Raw genomic sequence first — 23,227 nt, forward strand, 5'->3', positions numbered from 1 at the left:
AGAGGCTTGGAAAGATTCAATCCTGCGCCGGGAAAGGAAGGCGGCGGGGCTGTAACGCCCGTCCGCCTCAATAAATCCCGCCCTGATCCTGCAGGAAATCGGCGTCGCTGCGCTGGCGGCGCTGGGTGGAGGCGGCGCGCGCGGCGGCTTTTTCCTGCGCTTCCACTTCCTCGGTGCGGATGGTGCGGCGCGGTTCGGTTTCGGGCTTGAACGCTTCCCAAATGACGGCGGCCTTGGGCTCGTGCGTCGGCCATGCGCCATAGACGCGCTTGCCCGAGCGACGGTCGATGGCGACCATGCGGATGCCCGCAGGCGCGACGAAGGGCGTTTTGGGCATGTTTTCGAGGATCGGGGCCATCGCCGCTTTCCAGATCGGCGCGGCGATGCGGCCGCCCTGCGCCCAGCCGCCCAGGCTGCGCGGCTGGTCGTAGCCGATATAGACGCCGGCGACGAGGTCGGGCGAACCGCCGACGAACCAGACATTGGTCGGACCATTGGTGGTGCCGGTCTTGCCGAACAGCGGGCGATCAAGGTCGGCCAGCACCGTCGCGGTGCCGCGCTGGACGACGCCTTCGGCAATATGGACGACCTGGTAGGCGGTCATCGGGTTCATCACCTGCCGCCCTTCGAACCCGAAACGGGGCATCGGTTTGCCGTCCCAATTGGCCATATTGCACCCGTCGCAGGCGCGCCAGCGGTCGGGCCAGATCACCTTGCCGCGCCGGTCCTGAACATAGTCCATCACCTTGGGCGCGAATTGCTTGCCGTGGTTGGCGAGCGTCGCATAGGCGTTGACCATGCGTTCGACGGTGGTTTCGCCCGCGCCCAGCGCAAAGGACAGATAGGGCTGATAATCGCCGATGCCCATATTTTTGATGGTGCGCACGACACGGTCCATGCCGGTCTGGCTGGCGGCGCGCACGGTCATCAGGTTGCGCGACTGTTCGACGCCCCAGCGCATCGTCTGCGGCCCGGCGCTGCCGCCCGAGAAGTTGCGAAAGCATTTCTGCCCCAGCCCCGCGCCCTGATAGACGCAGAGCGGCCCGTCGACGATGATCGACGCGGGCGTCATGCCATTGTCGAGCGCGGCGGCATAGACGAAGGGCTTGATCGTGGAGCCGGGCTGACGCTGGGCCTGGGTCGCGCGGTTATAGGCGGACAGGCGCGCGTCGAAGCCGCCCTGCATGGCGTGGATGCGGCCGCCATGGGTGTCTTCGATCACCATGCCGCCCGACACTTCGGGGATGGAGCGCAGCGCATAGCTGGAGCCGTTGGCGACGACGACGATCAGGTCGCCGGGTTTGAGCGCGGCGAAAGCCGTGCCGCCCGTTTTGCGCGCGGGCATCTGCGCCGCGTCGGCGGGCAATGTGCCGGTGGCGCCGTCGGCAAAGCCGATGCTGGCGCTGGTCGCGCTCTTGTCGATCACGGCGGCGACGCGCCAGCCGCTATAGTCGACATCGACATAGCTGGCGGCCAGTTCGCGTTTCCAGCCATTGGCGATGTTGATCCTGCCCACCGGGCCGGACCAGCCGCGCCCGGCGTCGAACCGAAGCAGCCCGCCGCGCAGCGCATTTTGCGCCTGTTCCTGCATCATCGGGTCATAGGGGCTGCGCACCCACAGCCCCCCGGCATAGACGCTGTTGGGACCATCGGCCGCCTTTTCGCCGAAGCGTTCGATCAGGCGGCGGCGCACCTCTTCCATATAATAGCCGCCCGCGCGAGCGTCGAAGCCGGAACCATGAGCGGTGACGGCGCCCAGCGGCTGGGCGCGGGCCGCATCGCGCTGCGCCGCGCTGATCCAGCCATTTTTCTCCATCTCGCCCAGCGCCCAGTTGCGCCGGTCGAGCGCGCGTTCATGACCGGTCGCGCTTTCCGGGCGGTAATTGGCCGGCCCCTTGGGCAGGATCGCCAGATAGGCCATTTCATGGAGCTTCAGGTCGGCCACATCCTTGTCGAAATAGGCGCGCGCCGCCGCCTGAACGCCATAGGCGTTGCGCCCCAGGAATATCTGGTTGAGGTAGAGTTCAAGGATCTGCTGCTTGGTCAGCACCTGTTCCATGCGATAGGCAAGGATCATTTCCTTCACCTTGCGCGTGGGAGAGTAGGCGTCGCCGATCAGCAGGTTCTTCGCCACCTGCTGGGTGATGGTGGAGCCGCCGCGCGCACGCTGGCCCGATCCCAATTTGCTGGCGTAATCGACCACGGCGCCAAAGAAGCCGGGAATGTCGACGCCATGATGTTCGAAAAAGGTCTTGTCCTCCGCCGCCAGATAGGCGCGGATCAGCAACGGCGGATAATCGCTATATTGCAACTGCACGCGCCGTTCGCGGGCATAGCTGTGCACCGGTGAGCCATTGACGTCGCGCACGATGGTGGGCAGCGGCGGCTCATATTCCAGCAGTGACGTAGCATCAGGCAGGTCGCGCGCAAATATCAGCCAGAAGATCGCGCAAAAGGCGATGAAGCCGCCGCCCAGGATCGACAGCCAGCGGAACCAGCGGCGGCCCCACAGGCTGCGCAGACGGGCGAAAATGCCGCGCGCGTCCCGCCGGAGGCGAAAGGCGGTGGTCGGCGATGTCGAAGCGGCCTCTTCCATTCTGGGAAGAGGCTCTAGGGTCAAAAACCAGCGCTGTCGAGGCGGCCCGCGCCGGTCGGAGGTCATTTGGGAAATGCGCGTGGCCCATTTCCGATTCGGCGCCGGCCCGCTCCCCCACCCGGCCACCCAACGGCAGTATCATTTGGGCGGCCGGGTGGGGGCGCGGGCCGGTGCGACACAAAAAGTCCGGCCTTCGCCGGATTTTCTCACAACGCTCAGTTCATCGCCAGCTTGCGGGCGAAGTGGATTTCGATGGCGCTGGCGACGCCGCGGGCGATCTGGGCCTGGCCCTCGCGCGAACTCAGGAAGGCGGCGTCATGGGCGTTGCTGATATAGCCGGTTTCGAACAGGACCGATGGAATATCGGGCGCTTTCAGCACCATCAGCGAGGCGAAGCGGTGATAGGCGCTGCGGAAGGGCACATAGGGCGCGGCCGATCGTTGCAGCAGGCGGGCGAAATTGGCCGAGATGTTCATCGATTCGCGCTGCGTCAGGTCGATAAGGATCGACGACACCTCGCCAGACTGGTTGCCCAGGTTGACGCCGTTGATGATGTCGGCCTTGTTCTCGCGCGCGGCAAGCCGGGCGGCCTCGCGGTCCGACGCGGTTTCGGACAGGGTATAGACGGTGGCCCCCTGCGCCTCGCGATTTTCAGCCGAGTCGGCATGGATGGAAATGAACAGATCGGCATTCATGCGCCGGGCGATGCCATAGCGTTCCTGCAGCACCAGAAAACGATCATCATCGCGGGTCAGCGCCACCCGCACCCGACCCGACTTGACCAGCCGGTCGCGGATCGCCTGGGCGATGGCCAGCGTCACATCCTTTTCGCGGCGGCCGTTATCGGGGTCGATCGCGCCCGGATCATGGCCGCCATGGCCCGCGTCGATGACGACGAGCGGACGCCCTGCGTCTCGCGGTCCTTCGACCTGGGGCAGGGCGAGCGCCTTGGACGCTGCGGGAATGGGCACGGTGATGCTATGCACACGATGGGGCGGGCGCGCTGCGTTGGCGGGCGCGTCGAACCGCATCCGGCCCTGACCCAGGGCGGAACGGAACGCGCCCGACGATACGTCCTGCAGGGTGAAACTCAATGAGCGGCCGTCTTCGGAGAAGCGCGCGCCGGTGGGCACGGCCGGGCTGGCGAGGTCGAGCACGACGCGGGCGGTCTGCGCATCCACCTGCCCCTGGCGAACGGCGGCGACGGCGGGGGCCGATCCGGCAAAGCCCCGCCCGGCCTGCGCGCCGCTGATGTCGAGGGCGATGCGCTGCGGCCCGTCGAGCAGGAAGGCCGACGCGCCGTCGACCGGCTCGTCAAAGCGCAACGTCACCTGGTTGGCGGTCATATCGACGCCGGCAATTCCGCCCGCCGATCCGGGGGTCGTCGCGAACAGCGCGCCCGCCAGTGCCATGCCGTAAACCATGCGCCGCTTTTGCAACGCGAGCGATCCGGGCGTCCAGCCGAATTTCATATAGGACAACATCCATCCAGCGTCCCCACGCTGAATGCCTGATTAAGGATGCTTCCCTTTTCCGCCGCTGAAAGGATGGGGTTAACATGATCTTCAGCACGTTTCGATCATGGCGGCCCTATGCGGCATTATTTGGCGGCAGGCGTTGCCCGTTGCCTATTTGGCTGCTACCCCTCTTCATTCCCGCAAGGTGGGCTCTTATCTCAAGTGCCCGAACCCCAACGGAACCATAGGTACTATTTTGCGCGATCCGGCCCCTATGTCCGCATCGCACATGACAACAGGTTGACGCTGCATGTGGCATTTTTCCCATCCTTCGCATTGCCCGGTTCCGGGCGAGGCGACGTTGATGGGCGTTTACGGGGCCGGCGCAAAGCCCGCCCATGCCCGCGCAGCAGACGCGATCTTCACCCCTCAATCCGGAACAGGCGCGCCCATGGCGTCCCCATGGACGCCCCCAGGCGCGCCGTTCCGCCTTTATCGCGTGGCCCGGCGGCCCCTGGCCCCCGCGCGTCCACGCCGGAGAATCATCAATGACCATGCGTATGCTGATCGATGCGCGCCACCGGGAAGAAACCCGGGTCGCCGTCGTCAAGGGAAACCGGATCGAGGAATTTGACTTCGAATCCGCCGAGCACAAACAGCTCAAGGGAAATATCTATCTCGCCAAGGTGACCCGCGTCGAACCGTCGCTGCAGGCGGCGTTCGTCGATTATGGCGGCAACCGCCACGGCTTCCTGGCCTTTTCCGAAATCCACCCCGATTATTACCAGATCCCGCGCGAGGACCGCGAGGCGTTGCTGCGCGAAGAACGCGCCCATGCCGAGGAAGAAGCCGCGCTGCGCGCCGAAGCCGACGAGGACGATGACGAGGGCGTGGAAGCGGCCGAAGGCGGCGTCGAGGATGTCGATGCGCCCGATCTGGACGACGAGGAAGGCGAAGCCGCCGAAACCGCCGAGGGCGAGGAACGCCCGGCCAGAGGCGGCCGCCGCAAGCGCGACAAGGGCGGCGACGACGCCGCCGACGAACTGCGCCGCAAGCGCATGGCGCTGCGCCGCCGTTACAAGATTCAGGACGTCATCAAGCGCCGCCAGGTGCTGCTGGTGCAGGTCGTCAAGGAAGAACGCGGCAACAAGGGCGCGGCGCTGACCACTTACCTGTCGCTGGCCGGCCGTTATTGCGTGCTGATGCCCAACACCAGCCATGGCGGCGGCATTTCGCGCAAGATTTCGAACGCGGCCGACCGCAAGCGGCTGAAGTCGATCATTGCGGAAATGGCCCTGCCCTCGTCGATGGGCTGCATCGTCCGCACCGCCGGGCTTCAGCGCACCAAGCCGGAGATCAAGCGCGATTTCGACTATCTCGCCCGCCTGTGGGACGAGATTCGCGAACAGACGCTGAAATCGGCCGCGCCCGCGCTGATCCACAATGACAGCGACCTCATCAAACGCGCCATCCGCGACATCTACAACAAGGATATCGAGGAAGTCATTGTCGAGGGCGAGGAGGGATATCGCGCCGCGAAGGACTTCATGAAGCTGCTGATGCCCAGCCACGCGCGGCGGGTGAAGCAATATGCCGACGCCGTATCGCTGTTCCAGCGCGCCAGCGTCGAGGATCAACTGGCGGCGATGTACAACCCGGTCGTGCAACTGAAATCGGGCGGCTATCTGGTCATCAACCCGACCGAGGCGCTGGTGTCGATCGACATCAACTCGGGCCGGTCGACCCGCGAACATGGCATCGAACAGACCGCCGTCGCCACCAACCTGGAGGCCGCGCGCGAGATCGCCCGCCAGTTGCGCCTGCGCGACATGGCCGGCCTTGTCGTCATCGACTTCATCGACATGGAGGTGAACTCCAACATCCGCAAGGTCGAGAAGGCGATGAAGGAGGCGCTGAAGGACGATCGCGCCCGCATCCAGGTGGGCCGCATTTCGGGCTTTGGCCTGATGGAAATGAGCCGCCAGCGGCTGCGCACCGGCGTGCTGGAGGCATCGACCCGCGAATGCCCGCATTGCGAGGGCACGGGCCTTGTCCGCACGGCGTCGTCGGCGGGCCTGTCGGCGCTGCGCATGCTGGAAGAGGAAGCCGCGCGCGGTCGCGGCAGCCTGATCACCCTGCGCGCCAGTCAGGAAGCGGCCTTCTACGTCCTCAACAACAAGCGCCGGGAGCTGGACGAGATCGAACAGCGTTATGGCGTGCGCATCGCCATCCTGCCCGATGGCGAGGTGGAAGGCGCGCGCATGTCGGTGGAGGCCAGCGGCCCCCGCCCCGAGCGAGTCGTCCACTATGCCCCGCTGCCGCAGGACGATGAAGACGACCTGCCGGAAGAGGATGAACTGCTCGACGAGGTCGAAGAGGCCGAGGAAGCCCATGCTGGCGAAGCGCAGGCCGATCGTGGCGAGGATCGCGAAGGCGGCCGCCGTCGCCGCCGCCGCCGCCGCCGCCGGGGCGGCAACCGCGAGGGCGGAACCGATGCCCCCGTCACCACCGCCGAAGAGGGCGAGGACGGGACCGGGCCTGATGAATCGTCGGATGAGGGCGAGGAAGCCGGGCCGGTCGAAGAGGCGGCAGACGGTGAAAGCGGCGAAGGCCGTCGTCGCAATCGTCGTGGTCGCCGTGGCGGTCGCCGCCGGCGCGAAGGCATGAGCGATGTCGCGGGCGAAGCGACGGAAGGCGCGGAAGCGACCGAGGGCGCCGCCGCGGCTGCTGCCGAAGAACCGGTCGCCGAGGCCCCTGTCGAGGAGCCTGTCGCGGAGGAAGCGCCCAAGACTCGCCGCCGCCCGCGCGCGCGCAAGAAGGTGGAAGCGGCCGAAGAGGCCGCCTCTGAACCAGCGACCGAGGCCAGCGAAGCGCAAGCAGCCGCCCCGGTTGCCGAGGAAGCGCCCGCCAAGCCCAAGCGCACCCGCCGCAAGAAAGCCGAGCCAAGCGAGGCGGCAACCGCCGAAGCGGCCGAGGCTGCCCCGGAGGCCGAGGCCCCCGCCAAGCCCAAGCGCACTCGCCGCAAAAAGGCCGAGCCAAGCGTGGTTGAAGCTGTCGAGGCCGAAGTTCCGGCTGCTGAAGCCGCCGCGGCCGTCGAACCGGCGAGCGCCACCGCCGAAGACGCCGTCGCCCCGCCCGTTGAAACGCCGGTTGCCGAACAGCCGGTGATGGTGGAGGCCGTTGAGGCCGCTGAAGCCCCCGCCGAAGCGGAAGCGGAAGGCGACACCGAAAGCGATGGCGAGCCGCGCCGCGGCTGGTGGCAGCGCACCTTCGGTCAGTAAGAAAGCAAGGGGGCGTTTCCGGCATGGCCCGGCCCGCTGGCGACGCCCCCCTTTCACCCCCGGTTCATCACCGCCATGGCAAGCCCCGGCGCGTGATCCGGCCTGCGAACAATCCCTCCGGCCGCGCCCTGCGCCGCATGGCCCGCGCCGCATCCATGGCGATGCTGGCGCTGGCGGCCTTTGCCCAGACCGGCCATGCCCAGTCGGTGCTGCGCGATGCGGAAACCGAGGCCTTCATGGCCGACATGTCGGCGCCGCTGGTCAAGGCGGCGGGCATGGAGCCGCGCAATGTACAGGTGCTGGTCATCAACGACCCGGAAATCAACGCCTTCGTCGCGGGCGGCCAATATGTCTGGGTGCATAGCGGACTGATCGCGCAGGCCGACAATGTCAATCAGGTGCAGGGCGTTGTCGCCCATGAACTGGGCCATATCGAGGGCGGCCATATCATCCGCTCGTCCGAGGGGATCAAGGCGGCGACGGGCATCACCCTGCTCAGCCTGATCGTCGGCGCCGCGGCGATCGCGGCGGGCGGCGGCGAAGCGGGCATGGGCATCATGGGACTGGGCCAGCAAGCGGCGATGAGCAGTTTCCTGGCCTTTTCCCGCGCACAGGAAAGTTCGGCGGACCTTGCCGGCGCGCGTTACCTGTCGGCGGCGGGCATTTCGGGCAAGGGCAGCCTGGAGTTCTTCAAGAAGCTGCAGAATCAGGAATATCGCCTCGCGATCCCGCAGGACAATAGCTACGGCCGCACCCATCCGCTGTCGGGCGAGCGCATCAACGTGCTGCGCGAGGTCTATGAGGTCGACCCGGCGTGGAACAGGCCGGTCGACCCGGCGCTGGAGGCGCGGTTCGAACGGATCAAGGCGAAGCTCGTCGGTTTCGTGTCCGAACCCGCCCAGACACTCATCAAATATCCCGAGAGCGACCAATCGATCCCGGCCCATTACGCCAGAGCCTATGCCTGGCACAAAAGCGCCTATCCGCAAAAGGCGCTGGCGGAGGTTGATGCCCTTTTGAAGGCCGCGCCGCACGACCCCTATTTTCTGGAGTTGGAAGGTCAGATCCTGCTGGAAAGCGGGCGACCGCGTGAAGCCATTCCACCCTTGCGCGAAGCGGTGGCGAAGACCAGCCAGCCGCTGATCGCCACCCTGCTGGGCCACGCCCTGATCGCCAGCGAGGATGAAGCGAATTTTGCCGAAGCCGAACAGGTTTTGCGTAACGCCGTTGCCCGCGACCGCGAAAACCCCTTTGCCTGGTATCAGCTTGGCGTCGTTTATGAACGGCGGGGGGACACGGCGCGCGCCGCGCTCGCCACCGCCGAACGCTATGCCATGATGGGTCAGGACATGCTGGCGCTGCGCAGCGCCGACATGGCTGTGCAGGGCCTGAAACCGGGCACGGTCGATTATCTGCGCGCGCAGGACATCGCCATGGTATCGCGCGCGGCCGTGGAACAACAGCGGAAGAAGAAATGACCGACCAGAGCAGACCCGATTTCCGATCCGCCCTCTCCAACAGAAAGATTCAGATGACGCTCGGCTTCCTTATCGCCACCACCGCAGCGGCAGGCACGGCTCTGGCCGTCCAGTCGCCCACCGCCGTAGGCGCTGCTGACAAGGTCGCGATCGAGCAGATCGTCCATGACTATATCATGGAGCATCCCGAAATCATTCCGCAGGCGATCGAGAAATTGCAGGCCAGGCGCCTGTCGGGCACGATCAACGCCCATCGCAGCGCGCTGGAAACCCCTTATGCCGGCGCATGGGAGGGCGCGGCGCAGGCCGATGTCGTGCTGGTCGAATTTTTCGATTATGCCTGCGGCTATTGCCGGTCTTCGCTGCCCGACCTTGCCAAGCTGGTGGCGGCGGACAGGGGGCTGAAGATCGTCTATCGCGAATTGCCGATCCTGTCGGAACAAAGCGGCGACGCGGCAAAGGTGTCGTTGCTGGCGGCCGAACGGGGCCGTTATATGGGCTTTCACAAGGCGCTTTATGGCGCGGGCAAGGTGACGCGGGACACGATCTTTGCCGCCGCCCAATCCGTCGGCATCGATCGCAAGGCGGCCGAGGCGGCGATGGTCGACAGCAAATATGAAGCCGAGGTCCAGTCGAACATCGCGCTCGCCCAGAAAATCCAGGCCACCGGCACGCCGACCTTCATCGTCGGGGATCAGGTGTTTTCCGGCGCCGTCGGCTATGATGCGTTGAAAGACGCGATCGCAGCCGCGCGCAAGCGTTAAGGGGCGACCGCCATGGCCCGCCCCCATGCCCGCTACATCGTCGTGCCCCATGAGGGCGTATGGAAGATCAACCTCGACAACCGCTATTTCGGACCGTTCGACAGTCAGGAAAAGGCGACGGAAGCGGCCGTGGCGACCGCGCGCAAGGCTGCTGACGCGGGTTTCCCGGCCAGCGTCCTGCTGATGCGGGACGGCGAATTCGATACGGTCTGGACCAGCCAGACCGACGAGAATTGACCGTTGCTGAAAATTTTTCCTCTCCGCGCAGGAACCTGTTGACCCATCCGGCATTAAAAACCTTCAATCGCCATTACAGATGAAGGGATTTCGGGTCAGTTGCGATGTCTAAGCGGGTTTTGATTGTCGAAGACGAGATTTTCGTGGCGCTCGAAATCGAACAGGCGGTCGAGGCGGCATCTTTCGATGTCGTCGCCATCGCCGCCGACAGGGCGTCAGCTCTGGCTGTCGCTGACCAGTGCGATATCGCTCTGGTCGACCTCAACCTGCGCGACGGGCCAACGGGCACGGTCATCGGCACCACCCTGGCGCAAAGCCACGGCGTTCGCGTCATCTATGTCACCGCCAATCCCGCCCAGATCGGCGGCGCGTCGTCATCCGCGCTGGGCGTTGTGGTAAAGCCGTTCCGCGAAGCAAGCATCATCGCAGCGCTCAAGCTGGCGGCGACCGACAATGGCGATCCGCTGGCCGCCGACATCAGCGGCTTTACGCCATTTCCACCGCCCGGCTCATTGAGCGGGATGGGATCGTCAGCCTGACGACCAGCCCTTCGGCCAGCCATTGCCGGTCGACCTTTCCGCCCAGCTGCCGTTCCGCGCTGAGCGCCATCAGGCGGGTGCCAAAACCGGTTGACCCTGTCTCTACCGGCGCAGGGCCGCCCAGTTCGCGCCATTCCACAATCCAGCCATCGATATCATCGGCGGGCGACAAGGCCAGTTCGACGCGCCCCTCCGGCACGGACAGCGCCCCATATTTGGCGGCGTTGGTCGCCAGTTCATGGAATATCAGCGCCAGCGGCGTGGCCGATCGGTCGTCAATGCGGGGATCATCGCCGCTCACCAGCACGCGATCGCCATAGGGGGCAAAAAGCTGGTGCAGCAGACCCTGCAGGCTGCTCTGTTCGAAATCCAGCCCACGCCGGGATTCCGCGCTATGCGGACGGACGAAATCATGGGCGCGGCCCAGCGCCAACACCCGGTCGCGCAGATCGTCGGCTGCGTCGCGGAGCTCCGGGCGCTCGCGCGCGGACAGGCCGATGAGCCCGGCAATAACCGAAAATATGTTTTTGATGCGATGCGAAAGTTCATGCGCGATCATTTCGCGCTCCTCGATCATCAGCGCCTGTTCGTGAATGTCGGTGCAACTGCCGATCCAGCGGGTGATGCGCCCGGCGCTGTCCCGGATAGGCAAGGCCCGTCCCAGCGCGCTGCGATATTCGCCGCTGCGATGCCGCAACCGATATTCGATCTCATAGGGCTGGCCCGTTTCCAGACTGCGTCCCCACACCCGCCCTGCCCGTTCGCGATCATCGGGATGGACCACATCGACCCAGCCATCGCCGTTCGACGCCCCTTCGGTTACGCCGGTAAATTCATACCAGCGTTCGTTGAAATAATCGACATGACCATCGACCGACGCCGACCACACCATTTGCGGAATGGCGTCGGCCAGCGCGCGAAAGCGCGTTTCGCTGTCGATCATCGCCTCGCGCTTGCGCTTCAGCCGCGCCTCGACCTCGCGACCATAACGGCGATCGTGAAGAAAGGTCATGACCTGCTTGGACAGCAGCACCAGGCCCTGCCTTTGCAACGGCGTCAGGTCGACGCGCGGCTCTCGGTCGATAACGCACAGGGCCCCCAGTTGCGCCCCATCGGTGTCGACCAGCGGCGCGCCGGCGTAAAAGCGGATATGCGGTTCGCCAGTGACCAGCGGGTTGTCGGCAAAGCGCGGATCCCGACGCGCGTCGGGAACCAGCATCAGTTCGGAATGACGCATGGCATGGTTACAGAAGGACATGGACCGGGGCGTGCCATCGGCATCCAGCCCGGTGCGCGACACGAAACGCTGGCTGTCCTGGTCCACCAGACTGACGACGCAGATCGGCGCTTCGCACAGGGCGGCGCCAAACGCCGTCATCTCGTCCAGCGCCTCAAAACCACCAGCGTCGATGTCGTAAAGCGCAAGCAGGGCCGCGCGGTCGATGGCGCCGTCGGGGAGGAGTTCAGCCATCGCCGACGCGTTCGATGTCGGCGCCCACGGCCGACAATTTTTCCTCCAGCCGTTCATAGCCGCGGTCGAGATGATAGACGCGGTTGACCTGCGTTTCGCCTTCGGCGGCGAGGCCCGCCAGCACCAGGCTCATCGACGCGCGCAAGTCGGTCGCCATTACCGGCGCGCCGACCAATTTGGGCACGCCGCGCACCACGGCCGTGCGGCCGTTCACAGAAATATCCGCGCCCATGCGCGCCAGTTCGGGCACATGCATGTAGCGGTTCTCGAAAATCGTTTCGGTCAGCACCGACGCGCCATCAGCCAGCGCCAGCATCGCCATGAACTGGGCCTGCATATCGGTGGGGAAGGCAGGAAACGGAGCAGTGGACAGGGTCAAGGGTTTCAATCTCCCGTCAGCGGAAACGCGTATCCCCTCCTTATGTTCCTCCACCACGACGCCCGCTTCGCGCAGCGCCGCCAGAATCGCCATCATGTCGGCCGCTTCCGCGCCGATCAGGTCGAGCGAACCGCCGGTAATGGCGGCGGCGCAGGCATAGCTGCCCGCCTCGATCCGGTCGGGCATGACGCGATAGGTTGCGCCATGGAGCCGTTCGCGGCCATGGATCACGAGTCTGGACGTGCCCACCCCTTCAATGTCCGCGCCCATGGCGATCAGCAGCCGGCACAGGTCGACGATCTCCGGTTCGCGCGCGGCATTTTCCAATATGCAGGCGCCATTGGCGAGCACGGCGGCCATCACCGCATTTTCGGTCGCGCCGACCGACACCACTGGGAAGGTGTAGACGCCGCCGGGCAGGCCGCCATCGGGCGCCGACGCCTTCACATAGCCCGCCGCCAGTTCGATCACCGCGCCGAACGCCTCGAGCGCGCGCAGGTGCAGGTCGATGGGTCGGTTGCCGATGGCGCAGCCGCCGGGCAGCGACACCGTCGCTTCGCCCGCGCGGGCGAGCAGCGGGCCAAGCACGAGGATGGAGGCGCGCATCTTGCGGACGATGTCATAGGGGGCGACGGTCGATGTGACGCGGCTGGCCCGCATCGTCATCACGCGGCCGAAATCCTCCGGCCGGGCGCCCTCGATCATGGTCGACACGCCGAGTTGGTTGAGCAGATGGCCGAAGCTGTCGACATCGGCCAGGCGCGGCAGGTTGCGCAGCGTCAGCGGCTCATCGGTCAGCAGCGCGCAGGGCAGAAGCGTCAACGCCGCGTTCTTTGCGCCAGAAATGGGGAGGCGGCCGGAGAGCGGTTTGCCACCGCGAATGTCGATACGATCCATGGCCTGTCTCAATAACGGTTAATGCGCGGCGCGCAAGGCGGCCACGCTGTCAGGCGCATGGAAATCCGTCGCATTTTCACCGCTCAGGCGAGCAGTTCCACATCCCAGTACAGCCAGTCGTGCCAGCTTTCGTGCAGATAGCCGGGCGGGAAGGCGCGGCCATGATCCTGCAACTGCCAGCTGGTCGGGCGGATGGGCGCGACATGGATGTGCATCCCCGCCTCCTTCGGCGTCCGGCCCCCTTTTTTGAGGTTGCAGGGCGAACAGGCGGTGGTGACATTTTCCCATGTCGTGCGGCCGCCCGCGCGGCGCGGAATGACATGGTCGAAGGTCAGGTCGCTGAGCGATCCGCAATATTGGCAGGTGAACTTGTCGCGCAGGAACAGGTTGAAACGGGTGAAGGCGGGATGTTCCGAAGGCTTTACATATTGTTTGAGCGCGATGACCGACGGGATTTTGATGTTCAGGCTGGGGCTGTGGACTTCGCGTTCATAGCTGGCGACGATGTCCACCCGGTCAAGGAACACCGCCTTGATCGCGGTTTGCCAGGGCCACAGGCTGAGCGGATAATAGCTGAGCGGCGTATAATCTGCATTCAACACCAGCGCCGGACAATTTTCCGGATGCCGTATCAGGTCTGGGTGATACATGGATCTTCTCAACCCCCCTTCGCCACCCCCGCTGATTTGACCATGAGCGTGACAAGCGCATGACAGCATTAACGAATATGCCCCGTCAAGAGTCTGTATGATGCCACCCGACCCGCTACAGCATATGGTGACCCGCTTCGCCCCCAGCCCGACCGGCCGCCTGCATATCGGCCATGGCTGGTCGGCGCTGATGGCGATGGACATGGCGCGCGCGGCGGGCGGCGCGTTTCGCCTGCGGATCGAGGATATCGACGGCGCGCGCAGCCGGCCGGAGCATGTCGCGGGAATTGTTGAGGATCTGCGCTGGCTGGGCGTCGCATGGGACGGCGCGATGATGGCGCAATCAGAACGTCTCGCCCATTATGAATCGGCGCTGGACCGGCTGCGCGCCATGGGCCTGCTCTATCCCTGTTTCTGCACGCGCGCCGACATTCAGGCGCAATGGGCCGCGAGCGCAAGCGCCCCCCATGGGTCGGAAGGGCCGGTCTATCCCGGCGCGTGCCGGGGGATGCCCGCCGCCGAGCGAGCGGAAAAGCTGGCCGCCCTGCCCCATGCCTGGCGGCTGGACATGGCCGCGGCCATCGCCATGGCCGGGCCGCTCGACTGGCGGGACGCGCCCTTTCCCTATGAGGGCGGCGGCGGGCGCGCGCTCGCCGCCGATCCCGGAACGGCGGGCGACGTGGTGCTGGCGCGCAAGGATGCGCCGGCCAGCTATCACCTGTCCTGCACGCTGGACGACGCCGCCATGGGGGTCACCCATGTGCTGCGCGGCGCGGACCTGCGCAGCGCGACCCCTGTCCACCGGCTGTTGCAGGCGCTGCTCGATCTGCCCTCCCCGCTCTATATCCACCATCCGCTGCTGATAGGACCGGATGGCAAGCGGCTGGCGAAGCGGGCCGGCTCCATCGCGCTGGCGGAGCTGCGCGCGGCGGGCGTGGCGGCCGATGCGCTGGCCGCCGATCTGCGTGCGGCGCGCTTTCCGGTTGGCATTTCGCTGGGTCAGGCATAGATAGGGGACATGAACGTCGTCCTGATCCTCGCCCTGCTGGCGGCCATGGCCGCGACCCTGTTCGCGCTGATCCGCGGCATCGTCGCCTTCCTGCAAACCACCAAGGAAGAACTCAACTCGCCCGACGGCGGGCCGAGCCCGTCGAGCCTCAAACAGAACAAGATGATGTTCAACCGCATCCTGTTTCAGGCGCTGGCGATCATTATCGTCGTGCTGATCCTGTTGATGAGCGGCGGCGGCAAATAAGCCTTGGTCAAGCTCAACAAGATTTACACGCGCACCGGTGACGACGGCACGACCGGCCTCGTCGACGGATCGCGCCTGCCCAAATATGCCGCGCGGATGCGGGCGGTGGGCGATGTCGACGAAGCCAACAGCGCGCTGGGGCTCGCCGTCCTCGCCATGGGCGATTGCGCCGAGGCGGCGTGGGCGCGAACGATCCAAAACGACCTGTTCGACCTGGGCGCGGACCTGGCGACGCCGGTGCCAGAAGGCCAGGACGAACCCTGGGCGCTGCGCATCGTGGCGAGTCAGGTCGGACGGCTGGAAGCCCAGATCGACGCGATGAACGCGCGCCTCACCCCGCTCGACAGCTTCATCCTGCCCGGCGGATCGGCGGCGGCGGCGGCCGTCCACCTTGCTCGCGCCATCACGCGCCGCGCCGAACGCAGCGCGGTGGAGGCGGCGGCGGGCGTGGCGATCAACCCGCAGGCGCTCGCCTACCTCAACCGCCTGTCCGACTGGCTGTTCGTGCTCGCCCGCTGCCTGAACGACGACGGGCGCGCCGACATCAAATGGGTGCCCGGCGCGTCGCGATAAACGCGGTTCAGCCCGGCGTCCGCTTACCCAGATAGCGCGACAGCACCGCATCGCTGCCCTGGAAACGCGCCGCCGACGGGTTCATCGCGTCATAGACGACGGCGTTTTCCAGCACGCGCTGCACATAGTTGCGCGTTTCGAAAATCGGGATCTGCTCGATCCAGCGCAGCATGTCGGCGCCGGGCAGGCGCGGGTCGCCATTGGCGCGGATCCACTTGTTAACATTGCCCGCCCCGGCATTATAGGCGGCGACGGCCAGCGGATAGCTGCCCCCGAAATATTTGAGCATCCGCTGAAAATAGCTCGAACCCAGCATGATGTTGTAGCTCGGGTCATTGAGCGAGGCAGCGCTATAGCCCATGCCCAATATGCCCGCCTGTTCGCGCGCGGTGCCGGGCATCAACTGCATCAGGCCGCGCGCGCCCGCATGGCTGACGATCTGCTTGTCAAACTGGCTTTCCTGCCGGGCGATGGCATGGATCATAGTCCAGTCGGCCTGATATTCCGATGGCACGGGCACGCGCGGGAAGGCGCTTTCGCCATAGCCGCTCAGCCCGCTGGACAGCGCCCGTCGCCCGACCATCACGCCCATGTCGGGGCGACCGAGCGATCGGGCCAGTTCGACCGCCAATATATGATCGGCATCGCTGTCGGCGTTGGACGCGATGGCGCGGGCGAATTTGCTCTGGTCCTCCCAATAGCCCATCTGGCCCAGCGCGCGGGCGGCGCGGACCACCGAGCGGGCGTTGAAGGCGGCGCGATCGGCGTCGGCAATGGCGACCGGCTGTTCGGCTGCCGGCGGCGGCACCGGTCGGCTCAGCCGTTCAAGCGCCAACTGGCCGTAAAACTGGTCGGCATATTGCCCGGCCTGCGCGAAATAGCTGTTGGCGCTGGCGATGTCGTTGGCGGCGAGCGCGGCGCGTCCGGCCCAATAATAGCCCTTGGACTGGGTCTGCGGCGACTTCGCCCCTTGCGCATAGCGGCGGAACATCGTCACCGCATCGGCGGGGCGGTTGAGGTTGTAGAAGGCCGTCGTGCCCGCCAGCCAGGCGAGGCTGGTATAATCGTCGCGCTCGCCGATCGGCCGTTCCCGCACATCGACGCCCGGCGCATAGGCGTCGTCAATCTTGCTGGCGATGCCCCAGGCGAAGCTCCACTGGCTGTCATTGGCGGCGGCGCGCGCCTGCCCCAGCAGCAACTCATACCATTTTTCGACATTGGTCGGGCGGAAAACGGCGGTCGCGCGGTTGGCGAGCAGTTGCCGCGCCGCGATCCAGTTGCCAGTGTCGCGCAGCCACAGCGCCTTGTCGGCAATGAACCCGACGTCGGAGGCCGCGCCGGCCGCTTCGGCCGCCTGCATCAATGCCGGCGCGGTCGCGGCTTTGCGCCGGAAAGCGAAGCGCGCTTCATAAACCGGGCGGCGGGCGGCGGGAACATAGGCCAGCATCCGTTCGGCCCCCGCCACATCGCCCGCCCACAGCAGCGCGTCGGCCCGCTGGTCATGATCGGCGGGCGTCAGGGTCGATCCGAACAGGCCGAGCATCCGCGCCTCGTCGGTCGGCGACAGCGGCCCGGAAGTCCAGGCCGCGCGGGCGGCGGCGCGGGCCTCGTCCATCCGGCCCAGTTGCGTCAGCGCGATGGCGTGGCGCGCCTTGCCCACCGACGTGCGGGCGGGAAAGCGGGTGAAGAAGGCGACGACCTGCGCGGGATCATAGCTGTCGGGGTTGATGCCGCTTTCCGCGAGGCGGCGCATCCTGTCCTCCCCCGGCCAGCCGGGGTTGGCGGTGATGAAATTTGCATAGGCGGAAAAGCCCAGGCCATCGCTTTGCTGAAGCGTGCGCCACTGGCTGATCGCGGCGGCGACGCTGCTGTCCGACGCAACGCCGATGCGGCTGCTCGCCTGTCGCCAGGGGCTGGGATGATCCTGTCCGCCGCCGGGCAGTTGCTGCACCACCGCGCCGGGCGGGTCGGCGGGCATCTGGGTCATGTCCTGCGCGCTCGCCCCGGCGGTCGACGCCAGCAGGGCGATCAGCGTCATTCGGATCGCTGGTGATTTTTGCGCGGGCAGAAACGTCACCATGCTGGACATTATCGCAATTGCATCCTTATCAGGCCGTGAATGACGCGCTATAGCGCGCCTTTTCCGCATCATGCCCCGGAACCCCGGCGAATTGAAGGAGTTTGTGCATGTTTTCCGGGTCGATTCCGGCTCTGGTGACGCCCTTTCGCGACGGAGCGATTGACGAGGCGGCGTTTCGCGCCTTCGTCGACTGGCAGATCGCGGAAGGATCGAGCGCGCTCGTCCCCTGCGGCACCACCGGCGAAAGCGCGACCATGACGGTCGAGGAGCATAATCGCGTCATCGCCATCTGCGTCGATCAGGCGGGGGGCCGCGTGCCGGTGATCGCGGGATGCGGATCCAACGATACGCGAATCGCGCTGGAGCACATGTATGCGGCGCAGGGCGCGGGCGCGGACGCCGCGCTGGTCGTCGCGCCTTATTACAACAAGCCCAATCAGGAGGGCGTCTACCGGCATTTCGCCTATCTCGCCGAACGATGCGACCTGCCCATCATCCTCTATAATGTGCCCGGCCGCACCATCACCGACATTGGCGTGCCGGTGATGTATCGTCTGGCCGAGGAATATCAGAGCATTGTCGGCATCAAGGACGCGACCGGCAATCTGGGCCGGGTGACGGCGCAGCGTCTGGCCTGCGGCCCCGATTTCTGTCAGCTTTCGGGCAATGACGAAACCGCGCTGGGCTTCAACGCGATGGGCGGCGTCGGCTGCATTTCCGTGACCGCCAATGTCGCCCCGCGCCTGTGCGCCGAATTTCAGGCGGCGATGGCCGCGCATGACTGGGATGGCGCATTGCTGCTTCAGGATCGTCTCTATCCCCTGCATGACGCCCTGTTCAGCGATTCTTCACCCGGCCCCGTTAAATATGCGCTGTCGCGCGTACGGCCCGACATGCCCGGCGAAGTCCGCCTGCCCATCACATGGCCGTCGGAAGCCAGCCGCATGGCGGTCGACCGCGCACTGGAGATTGCGGGACTGGTTTAACCGCCCCGCGACCCCATATGGTGTCGACAGGAATGTAAGAAGAAAAATGGCCCGCCCCCGCCCCGCAACCTTCGACAAGAAGAAAATCGTCGCCGAAAACCGGCGCGCGCGTTTCGATTATTTCATCGAGGACGTGTTCGAGGCGGGCATCGCGCTGCAAGGCACCGAGGTGAAGGCGCTGCGCGGGGGCGAGGGCAATATCGCCGAAAGCTATGCCGAGGTGAAGGGGAACCAGGTGTTCCTGGTGAACAGCAACATCCCCGAATATAGCCATGGCAACCGCGAGAATCATGAGCCCAAGCGGCCCCGCAAGCTGTTGCTGCATGAGCGCGAGATCGAGAAGATGCACAGCGCCGTATCGCGTCAGGGCATGACGCTGGTGCCGTTGATGATCTATTTCAACTCGACCGGACGGGCGAAGGTGGAACTGGCGCTGGCCAAGGGCAAGAAGACCCATGACAAGCGCGACACCATCAAGGAACGCGACTGGAAGCGCGACCAGCAGCGCATCATGAAGGCGCATAGCTGATGAGCAATCGCCTGACCCGCTGGTGGAACGCCAATTGCCCGACCCGCGAATCGCTCGAACATAACCGTTTTCTGGCCCCCGTGGCGCACCGCGTGCTGGAGCCGTCGCTGTGGCGCTTCACCCGCCGGTCGGTGCCGCGCGGCGTGGCGCTGGGGCTGCTAGTCGGCATTTTCCTGCTGATCCCCGGCGTGCAGATCGCGGGCGCGGCGCTGCTGGCGCTGCCGTTCCGCGCCAATATCCCCGTCGCCGCCGCCATGACATTCCTGTCCAATCCCGCGTCGACGCCGTTCATCCTGTGGGCGTCGGTCTATATCGGCAACTGGCTGCTGGGGCGCGCCGCCGACGCTTCGGGCTTCATGGCGCTGGTCGATCATCATGCCAGCATCGGCCAATGGTGCGCCTGGCTGCTGTCCGACGCCGCGCCCGCCATGCTGCTGGGTCTGGCGCTGATTTCCATCGCTGCGGCGGTGGTCGGCTATGTGCTCGCCATCTGGTTCTGGCGCGATCGCATGGGCCGCAAATGGCGGTCGCGCAAATTGAGGATTGGCAATCGCGCCCAAAGCAGCGCATTGGAAGAGTCTGCGCCCGCCTGACGCCGGCGGTTGCGGAACGTGCCAATTGCGAATGTGGGGGAACCGGCCAGCCATGGCTGCGCGCAAGGACAGGCCATTGCCGGTGCTGGGCGAGGACCGTTCGGCCCGCTGGCTGCTGCCCGCGATCATCATCGCCGTCGCCGGGTCCGCGGCCATCATCTGGTGGATGGTGGGTTCCACCGTGCTGGCGGCGGGCTTTGGCGCGACAGTGCTGGCGCTGTGCGCGCTCGTCCTGCTGATCCGCACACTTTATCCGCAAGCCGCCGAACAGGGTGTTGACGGCCCCGACTGGACGGTCGCGCGCGCGACCGCCGATGCTGCGGGGCTTGCCATGGCGATCACCGATCGCGCCGGGCGGCTGGTGTGTGCCAGCGACCTGTTTGGCGAATGGTTCCCCGCCTATCCCACCCCGCCCGGCCTGTTCGCCGATCCCGCCGCCACCGATGCGCTGACCCGCGCCGGGCGCGCGGCCTGGCGCGACGGATCGGCCCGACTGGAGGGGTTGGCCCATGGCGCGATGCGGCTGGACGTGGAGGTCGGCCGCACGGGCCGCGCCGACGATTATCTGCTCTGGCGGCTGACCCCGGTGCGCCACCCCAATGCCGTCGACGACATATTGCGGCTGGTGACGGGCGAAGCGGGCCGCCACCTGACGGAAGGCGGCATCATGGCCGCGCTGGTCGGCGGAGAAGGTCGCATAAGGGCGGCCAACGGCGCTTTTCTGCTGCGCGCCGCCGGGCGGATCGACGCCAATATCACCGGCCGGGATTTCGCGGGGCATATGCGCGTCGACGACAAGGGGCGGCTGTTTTTCGCGCGGGAAGAGCGCGGCGGCCTGCCGCTGCGGCTGTTGCAGGTGCCCTTGCGTCGGCAAGGGCAGCAGGCGCCCGGCGCGGACGCCCCCATGCTGATCCTGATCGTCGACGAACCGGCTGCCGCCGCCAACGGCACGTCGGCGCTGGCGACGATCGAGACATTGCTGTCGCTGCTGCCCTTTGGCCTCGCCATGGCCGACCGCGACGGCCGGATGCTGTTCCTGAACGACGCCTTTGCCCGCGCCGCCGGACTGCGGCCCGAAGCGCGGCCGAGCTATCCCGGCGATCTCGTCGTGCGCGAGGATCAGGCGGCGGTGGCGGACGCGGTGCGCCGCTTTGCCGTCGGCCCGCAAATGTCGGGCGACATCGCGGTCAGGATGCGCGACCAGCCCGACGATCCGGTGGCGCTGAGCCTGGCTGGGGTGCGGGGCCTTGGCGAAGCGGCGGTGCTGTTGTCGCTCAAGGACAATAGCGAGGAGAGCAAGCTCAAGCGGCAGGTGGCGCAGGCGACCAAGATGCAGGCCATCGGCCAGCTGGCGGGCGGCGTGGCGCATGATTTCAACAACATCCTGACCGCCATCATCGGTCATTGCGACCTGATGCTGATGCGCCATACGCCGGGCGACAGCGATTATGACGACATCCAGCAGATCAAGTCGAACAGCAACCGCGCCGCCGGGCTCACCCGGCAATTGCTGGCCTTCTCCCGGCAGCAGACATTGCGGCCGCAAATCCTGCAACTGCCCGACATCGTCGCCGACGTGTCCAACCTGCTGAAGCGCCTGCTGGGCGAAAATGTGAAGCTGGAGGTCAGCCATGGTCGCAATCTGGGCGCGGTGCGCGCCGACCCCGGCCAGCTCGAACAGGTGATCGTCAATCTGGTCGTCAACGCCCGCGACGCCATGCCCCATGGCGGCACCGTCAATATCCAGACCTATGCCGTGCCCGCCGCCAAGGTGCGCGAGATGCGCCAGCAGATATTGCCGGTGGGCGACTATACCGCGCTGCGCGTGTCGGACACGGGGCTGGGCATTCCGCCCGACATATTGTCCAAGATTTTCGAACCGTTCTTCACGACCAAGGAACTGGGCAAGGGCACGGGCCTGGGCCTGTCCACCGTCTATGGCATCGTCAAGCAATCGGGCGGCTTCATCTTTGCCGAATCGGAACTGGGCCGGGGCGCGAGCTTCATCCTCTATCTGCCCGTCCACACCGCCGAAGCCGCGCCCGAAAAGCGCAAGGCCGCGCCCAAGCGCAGCGAGACTTGGGGCACGGGCACCATATTGCTGGTCGAGGACGAGGACATGGTCCGCGCCGTCGCCGAACGCGCCTTGTCGCGACAGGGATACACCGTGCTGACGGCGGCGGACGGGGAACAGGGGCTGGAGGTGCTGGCGCGCGGCGAGGACATCGACCTGCTGATTTCCGACGTCGTCATGCCGACGATGGACGGCCCCACCATGGTCGCCCATGCGCGGCAGGCGCGGCCCGACCTGCCGGTGCTGTTCATGTCCGGCTATGCCGAGGAACAGTTGCGCCGGTCCATCGACATTCCCCATGTCGCCTTCCTGCCCAAGCCCTTTTCGGTGAGCCAGCTCGCCGAAGCGGCGCGCGACGCGCTGGCCGGCGCGGCCAGCGACGCACCGCCCGCGCCGTGAGGCGAGCGGGGCTGGGCAAGGCTGCACGGATCGGCTAGCGATTGGCCATGAACCCAGGCGTATCTGACGGCCCCGCCAGCGGCCGATCCATCTTGGTTGTCGAAGACGAAGCGATGATCGGGATGATGCTGGAAGATTATCTCGACATGCTGGGCTATCGCCTGCACGCGCTCGCAACCTCGGTGGAGGAAGGATGCGCCATCGTCGCCCAGGGCGGTTTCGACGCGGCGCTGATGGATTGCAACCTGCGGGGGGAGAAGGCGTGGCCGATCGCCGACCTGCTGGCCGAACGCGGCATCCCCTTCCTGTTCGCCACCGGCGGTTCGGCCGACGACCTGCCGACACGCTTTGCCGACCGGCCGACTCTGGCCAAGCCGTTCACCATCGGCGCGGTCGAACGGGCGCTGGAGAGGATATGGGCCGCCGGTTAACGGCGACGGAAGCGATCAGAGGCTGGCGCCCGAACTGATGTCGGGCCGGGCGCCGATTTCGGGCGTGTCGGCAGGGCCGCCGGTCAGCACGAAACGGCGGTCGCAATAGCCGCAATCGACATAGCCATGCTCGTCGATCTCCAGAAAGACGCGCGGATGGCCGAGCGCGGCGGGAATATCCCCCGAACCGTCGCAGGACACGCGGGTTTTGGAGGTGCGGATGATTTCGGGCGGCTGGATCATGGCTCAGCGATCTAGCAGCGTCGCAGCGGCGCGGCAAGCCGCCGACGCGAGCGTCACATCAACATGAAGGGCGGCTGTTCGCAAGGCAGGTCGGCCGTCGCCCGCGCCGAACCGGCGGCGGCCTTGCGCGCCTTGGCCTCCGGTCGCCATTCCGGGCAATCGCGCACCAGCGCCACCGACACCACGGACAGCGGCGACAGCATGAGCAGAAGCGGGGCGAGCGCGTTGCTGATGAGAATGGTTATCGACATCGGCGCAGACCATGCCATCGCCAACCTTGCTGTCCGATGAATGTTGCGAACGCGTAATCGGAAC

General features: G+C 66.2%; 21 protein-coding genes. 13 read left to right on the forward strand and 8 right to left on the reverse strand.

Annotated features, from left to right (window positions below; all coding sequences use genetic code 11):
* Positions 1–67 precede the first annotated feature (67 nt).
* Both GGR44_RS11055 and GGR44_RS11060 read right to left on the reverse strand, forming a co-directional pair.
* The gene (locus GGR44_RS11055; RefSeq protein ID WP_183955662.1) at positions 68–2,596 is read right to left on the reverse strand and encodes a penicillin-binding protein 1A; all 2,529 of its coding nucleotides are present in this window, start codon (positions 2,594–2,596) and stop codon (positions 68–70) included.
* Positions 2,597–2,811: 215 nt separating this feature from the next.
* Positions 2,812–4,068, reverse strand: coding sequence for an N-acetylmuramoyl-L-alanine amidase (locus GGR44_RS11060; RefSeq protein WP_183955663.1), 1,257 nt, complete (start codon positions 4,066–4,068; stop codon positions 2,812–2,814).
* A gap of 533 nt (positions 4,069–4,601) precedes the next feature.
* Between GGR44_RS11060 and GGR44_RS11065 the strand changes: the two genes are divergently transcribed.
* From GGR44_RS11065 to GGR44_RS11085, 5 genes are all read left to right on the forward strand, one after another.
* On the forward strand, positions 4,602–7,334 hold the full coding sequence (locus GGR44_RS11065) for an Rne/Rng family ribonuclease (RefSeq protein ID WP_221214354.1): 2,733 nt from the start codon (positions 4,602–4,604) through the stop codon (positions 7,332–7,334).
* A gap of 137 nt (positions 7,335–7,471) precedes the next feature.
* A complete protein-coding gene (locus GGR44_RS11070) occupies positions 7,472–8,812 on the forward strand; it encodes a M48 family metalloprotease (RefSeq protein ID WP_183955895.1) in 1,341 nt (446 codons plus the stop codon).
* On the forward strand, positions 8,809–9,576 hold the full coding sequence (locus GGR44_RS11075; protein ID WP_183955664.1) for a DsbA family protein: 768 nt from the start codon (positions 8,809–8,811) through the stop codon (positions 9,574–9,576). Before GGR44_RS11070 ends, GGR44_RS11075 begins: the two co-directional genes overlap by 4 nt.
* Before the next feature lie 12 nt (positions 9,577–9,588).
* Positions 9,589–9,813: a DUF2188 domain-containing protein gene (locus GGR44_RS11080; protein WP_183955665.1), complete on the forward strand. Its 225-nt coding sequence runs from the start codon at positions 9,589–9,591 to the stop codon at positions 9,811–9,813.
* 104 nt (positions 9,814–9,917) lie between these two features.
* On the forward strand, positions 9,918–10,352 hold the full coding sequence (locus GGR44_RS11085; protein WP_183955666.1) for a response regulator: 435 nt from the start codon (positions 9,918–9,920) through the stop codon (positions 10,350–10,352).
* On the opposite strand, the gene GGR44_RS11090 is transcribed toward GGR44_RS11085, so the two are convergent.
* The 3 genes from GGR44_RS11090 to GGR44_RS11100 all read right to left on the reverse strand — a co-directional run bounded on the left by GGR44_RS11090 (position 10,300) and on the right by GGR44_RS11100 (position 13,749).
* Positions 10,300–11,823, reverse strand: coding sequence for a PAS domain-containing protein (locus GGR44_RS11090; protein WP_183955667.1), 1,524 nt, complete (start codon positions 11,821–11,823; stop codon positions 10,300–10,302). The two genes, GGR44_RS11085 and GGR44_RS11090, sit on opposite strands and share 53 nt — an antisense overlap.
* Positions 11,816–13,099 (reverse strand): UDP-N-acetylglucosamine 1-carboxyvinyltransferase, encoded by a 1,284-nt coding sequence (murA, locus tag GGR44_RS11095; RefSeq protein WP_183955668.1) that lies wholly within the window; start codon positions 13,097–13,099, stop codon positions 11,816–11,818. Before murA ends, GGR44_RS11090 begins: the two co-directional genes overlap by 8 nt.
* Before the next feature lie 83 nt (positions 13,100–13,182).
* Positions 13,183–13,749, reverse strand: a complete 567-nt coding sequence (locus tag GGR44_RS11100; protein ID WP_183955669.1) for an HNH endonuclease — start codon at positions 13,747–13,749, stop codon at positions 13,183–13,185.
* Between the two features lie 100 nt (positions 13,750–13,849).
* On the opposite strand from GGR44_RS11100, the gene gluQRS reads away from it, so the two are divergent.
* Genes gluQRS through GGR44_RS11115 form a run of 3 tightly spaced genes read left to right on the forward strand, consistent with a single transcriptional unit; the run spans position 13,850 to position 15,577 of the window.
* Positions 13,850–14,758 (forward strand): tRNA glutamyl-Q(34) synthetase GluQRS, encoded by a 909-nt coding sequence (gene gluQRS / locus GGR44_RS11105; RefSeq protein ID WP_246344597.1) that lies wholly within the window; start codon positions 13,850–13,852, stop codon positions 14,756–14,758.
* A 9-nt stretch (positions 14,759–14,767) separates the two neighbouring features.
* Positions 14,768–15,004, forward strand: coding sequence for a twin transmembrane helix small protein (locus GGR44_RS11110; RefSeq protein WP_183955670.1), 237 nt, complete (start codon positions 14,768–14,770; stop codon positions 15,002–15,004).
* 3 nt (positions 15,005–15,007) lie between these two features.
* A complete protein-coding gene (locus GGR44_RS11115; RefSeq protein ID WP_183955671.1) occupies positions 15,008–15,577 on the forward strand; it encodes a cob(I)yrinic acid a,c-diamide adenosyltransferase in 570 nt (189 codons plus the stop codon).
* Between the two features lie 7 nt (positions 15,578–15,584).
* On the opposite strand, the gene GGR44_RS11120 is transcribed toward GGR44_RS11115, so the two are convergent.
* A complete protein-coding gene (locus GGR44_RS11120) occupies positions 15,585–17,615 on the reverse strand; it encodes a lytic transglycosylase domain-containing protein (RefSeq protein ID WP_425511318.1) in 2,031 nt (676 codons plus the stop codon).
* Between the two features lie 149 nt (positions 17,616–17,764).
* Between GGR44_RS11120 and dapA the strand changes: the two genes are divergently transcribed.
* Genes dapA through GGR44_RS11145 form a run of 5 tightly spaced genes read left to right on the forward strand, consistent with a single transcriptional unit; the run spans position 17,765 to position 22,669 of the window.
* Positions 17,765–18,643: a 4-hydroxy-tetrahydrodipicolinate synthase gene (gene dapA / locus GGR44_RS11125; RefSeq protein WP_183955673.1), complete on the forward strand. Its 879-nt coding sequence runs from the start codon at positions 17,765–17,767 to the stop codon at positions 18,641–18,643.
* 46 nt (positions 18,644–18,689) lie between these two features.
* The gene (gene smpB / locus GGR44_RS11130; RefSeq protein ID WP_183955674.1) at positions 18,690–19,172 is read left to right on the forward strand and encodes an SsrA-binding protein SmpB; all 483 of its coding nucleotides are present in this window, start codon (positions 18,690–18,692) and stop codon (positions 19,170–19,172) included.
* Positions 19,172–19,765, forward strand: coding sequence for a DUF2062 domain-containing protein (locus tag GGR44_RS11135; protein WP_183955675.1), 594 nt, complete (start codon positions 19,172–19,174; stop codon positions 19,763–19,765). Before smpB ends, GGR44_RS11135 begins: the two co-directional genes overlap by 1 nt.
* Before the next feature lie 52 nt (positions 19,766–19,817).
* The gene (locus GGR44_RS11140) at positions 19,818–22,238 is read left to right on the forward strand and encodes a hybrid sensor histidine kinase/response regulator (protein ID WP_183955676.1); all 2,421 of its coding nucleotides are present in this window, start codon (positions 19,818–19,820) and stop codon (positions 22,236–22,238) included.
* A gap of 47 nt (positions 22,239–22,285) precedes the next feature.
* Positions 22,286–22,669 (forward strand): response regulator, encoded by a 384-nt coding sequence (locus tag GGR44_RS11145; RefSeq protein ID WP_183955677.1) that lies wholly within the window; start codon positions 22,286–22,288, stop codon positions 22,667–22,669.
* A gap of 15 nt (positions 22,670–22,684) precedes the next feature.
* Here the strand turns inward: GGR44_RS11145 and GGR44_RS11150 are convergent, their stop codons facing one another.
* Positions 22,685–22,912, reverse strand: coding sequence for a zinc-finger domain-containing protein (locus tag GGR44_RS11150; protein WP_183955678.1), 228 nt, complete (start codon positions 22,910–22,912; stop codon positions 22,685–22,687).
* Positions 22,913–22,965: 53 nt separating this feature from the next.
* Complete coding sequence (locus GGR44_RS11155) at positions 22,966–23,163, reverse strand: hypothetical protein (protein WP_183955679.1); 198 nt, start codon at positions 23,161–23,163, stop codon at positions 22,966–22,968.
* Between the last annotated feature and the right edge of the window lie 64 nt (positions 23,164–23,227).

The sequence above is a fragment of the Sphingobium fontiphilum genome, assembly GCF_014196635.1.
Classification (GTDB): Bacteria; Pseudomonadota; Alphaproteobacteria; order Sphingomonadales; family Sphingomonadaceae; genus Sphingobium; species Sphingobium fontiphilum.

Bases quoted from the DNA above. Each gene is read 5' to 3' on its own strand.
- GGR44_RS11055 (WP_183955662.1), bottom strand. From the start codon at position 2,596: ATGGAAGAGGCCGCTTCGACATCGCCGACCACCGCCTTTCGCCTCCGG.
- GGR44_RS11060 (WP_183955663.1), bottom strand. From the start codon at position 4,068: ATGAAATTCGGCTGGACGCCCGGATCGCTCGCGTTGCAAAAGCGGCGC.
- GGR44_RS11065 (WP_221214354.1), top strand. From the start codon at position 4,602: ATGACCATGCGTATGCTGATCGATGCGCGCCACCGGGAAGAAACCCGG.
- GGR44_RS11070 (WP_183955895.1), top strand. From the start codon at position 7,472: ATGGCCCGCGCCGCATCCATGGCGATGCTGGCGCTGGCGGCCTTTGCC.
- GGR44_RS11075 (WP_183955664.1), top strand. From the start codon at position 8,809: ATGACCGACCAGAGCAGACCCGATTTCCGATCCGCCCTCTCCAACAGA.
- GGR44_RS11080 (WP_183955665.1), top strand. From the start codon at position 9,589: ATGGCCCGCCCCCATGCCCGCTACATCGTCGTGCCCCATGAGGGCGTA.
- GGR44_RS11085 (WP_183955666.1), top strand. From the start codon at position 9,918: ATGTCTAAGCGGGTTTTGATTGTCGAAGACGAGATTTTCGTGGCGCTC.
- GGR44_RS11090 (WP_183955667.1), bottom strand. From the start codon at position 11,823: ATGGCTGAACTCCTCCCCGACGGCGCCATCGACCGCGCGGCCCTGCTT.
- murA (WP_183955668.1), bottom strand. From the start codon at position 13,099: ATGGATCGTATCGACATTCGCGGTGGCAAACCGCTCTCCGGCCGCCTC.
- GGR44_RS11100 (WP_183955669.1), bottom strand. From the start codon at position 13,749: ATGTATCACCCAGACCTGATACGGCATCCGGAAAATTGTCCGGCGCTG.
- gluQRS (WP_246344597.1), top strand. From the start codon at position 13,850: ATGCCACCCGACCCGCTACAGCATATGGTGACCCGCTTCGCCCCCAGC.
- GGR44_RS11110 (WP_183955670.1), top strand. From the start codon at position 14,768: ATGAACGTCGTCCTGATCCTCGCCCTGCTGGCGGCCATGGCCGCGACC.
- GGR44_RS11120 (WP_425511318.1), bottom strand. From the start codon at position 17,615: ATGACGCTGATCGCCCTGCTGGCGTCGACCGCCGGGGCGAGCGCGCAG.
- dapA (WP_183955673.1), top strand. From the start codon at position 17,765: ATGTTTTCCGGGTCGATTCCGGCTCTGGTGACGCCCTTTCGCGACGGA.
- smpB (WP_183955674.1), top strand. From the start codon at position 18,690: ATGGCCCGCCCCCGCCCCGCAACCTTCGACAAGAAGAAAATCGTCGCC.
- GGR44_RS11135 (WP_183955675.1), top strand. From the start codon at position 19,172: ATGAGCAATCGCCTGACCCGCTGGTGGAACGCCAATTGCCCGACCCGC.
- GGR44_RS11140 (WP_183955676.1), top strand. From the start codon at position 19,818: ATGGCTGCGCGCAAGGACAGGCCATTGCCGGTGCTGGGCGAGGACCGT.
- GGR44_RS11145 (WP_183955677.1), top strand. From the start codon at position 22,286: ATGAACCCAGGCGTATCTGACGGCCCCGCCAGCGGCCGATCCATCTTG.
- GGR44_RS11150 (WP_183955678.1), bottom strand. From the start codon at position 22,912: ATGATCCAGCCGCCCGAAATCATCCGCACCTCCAAAACCCGCGTGTCC.
- GGR44_RS11155 (WP_183955679.1), bottom strand. From the start codon at position 23,163: ATGTCGATAACCATTCTCATCAGCAACGCGCTCGCCCCGCTTCTGCTC.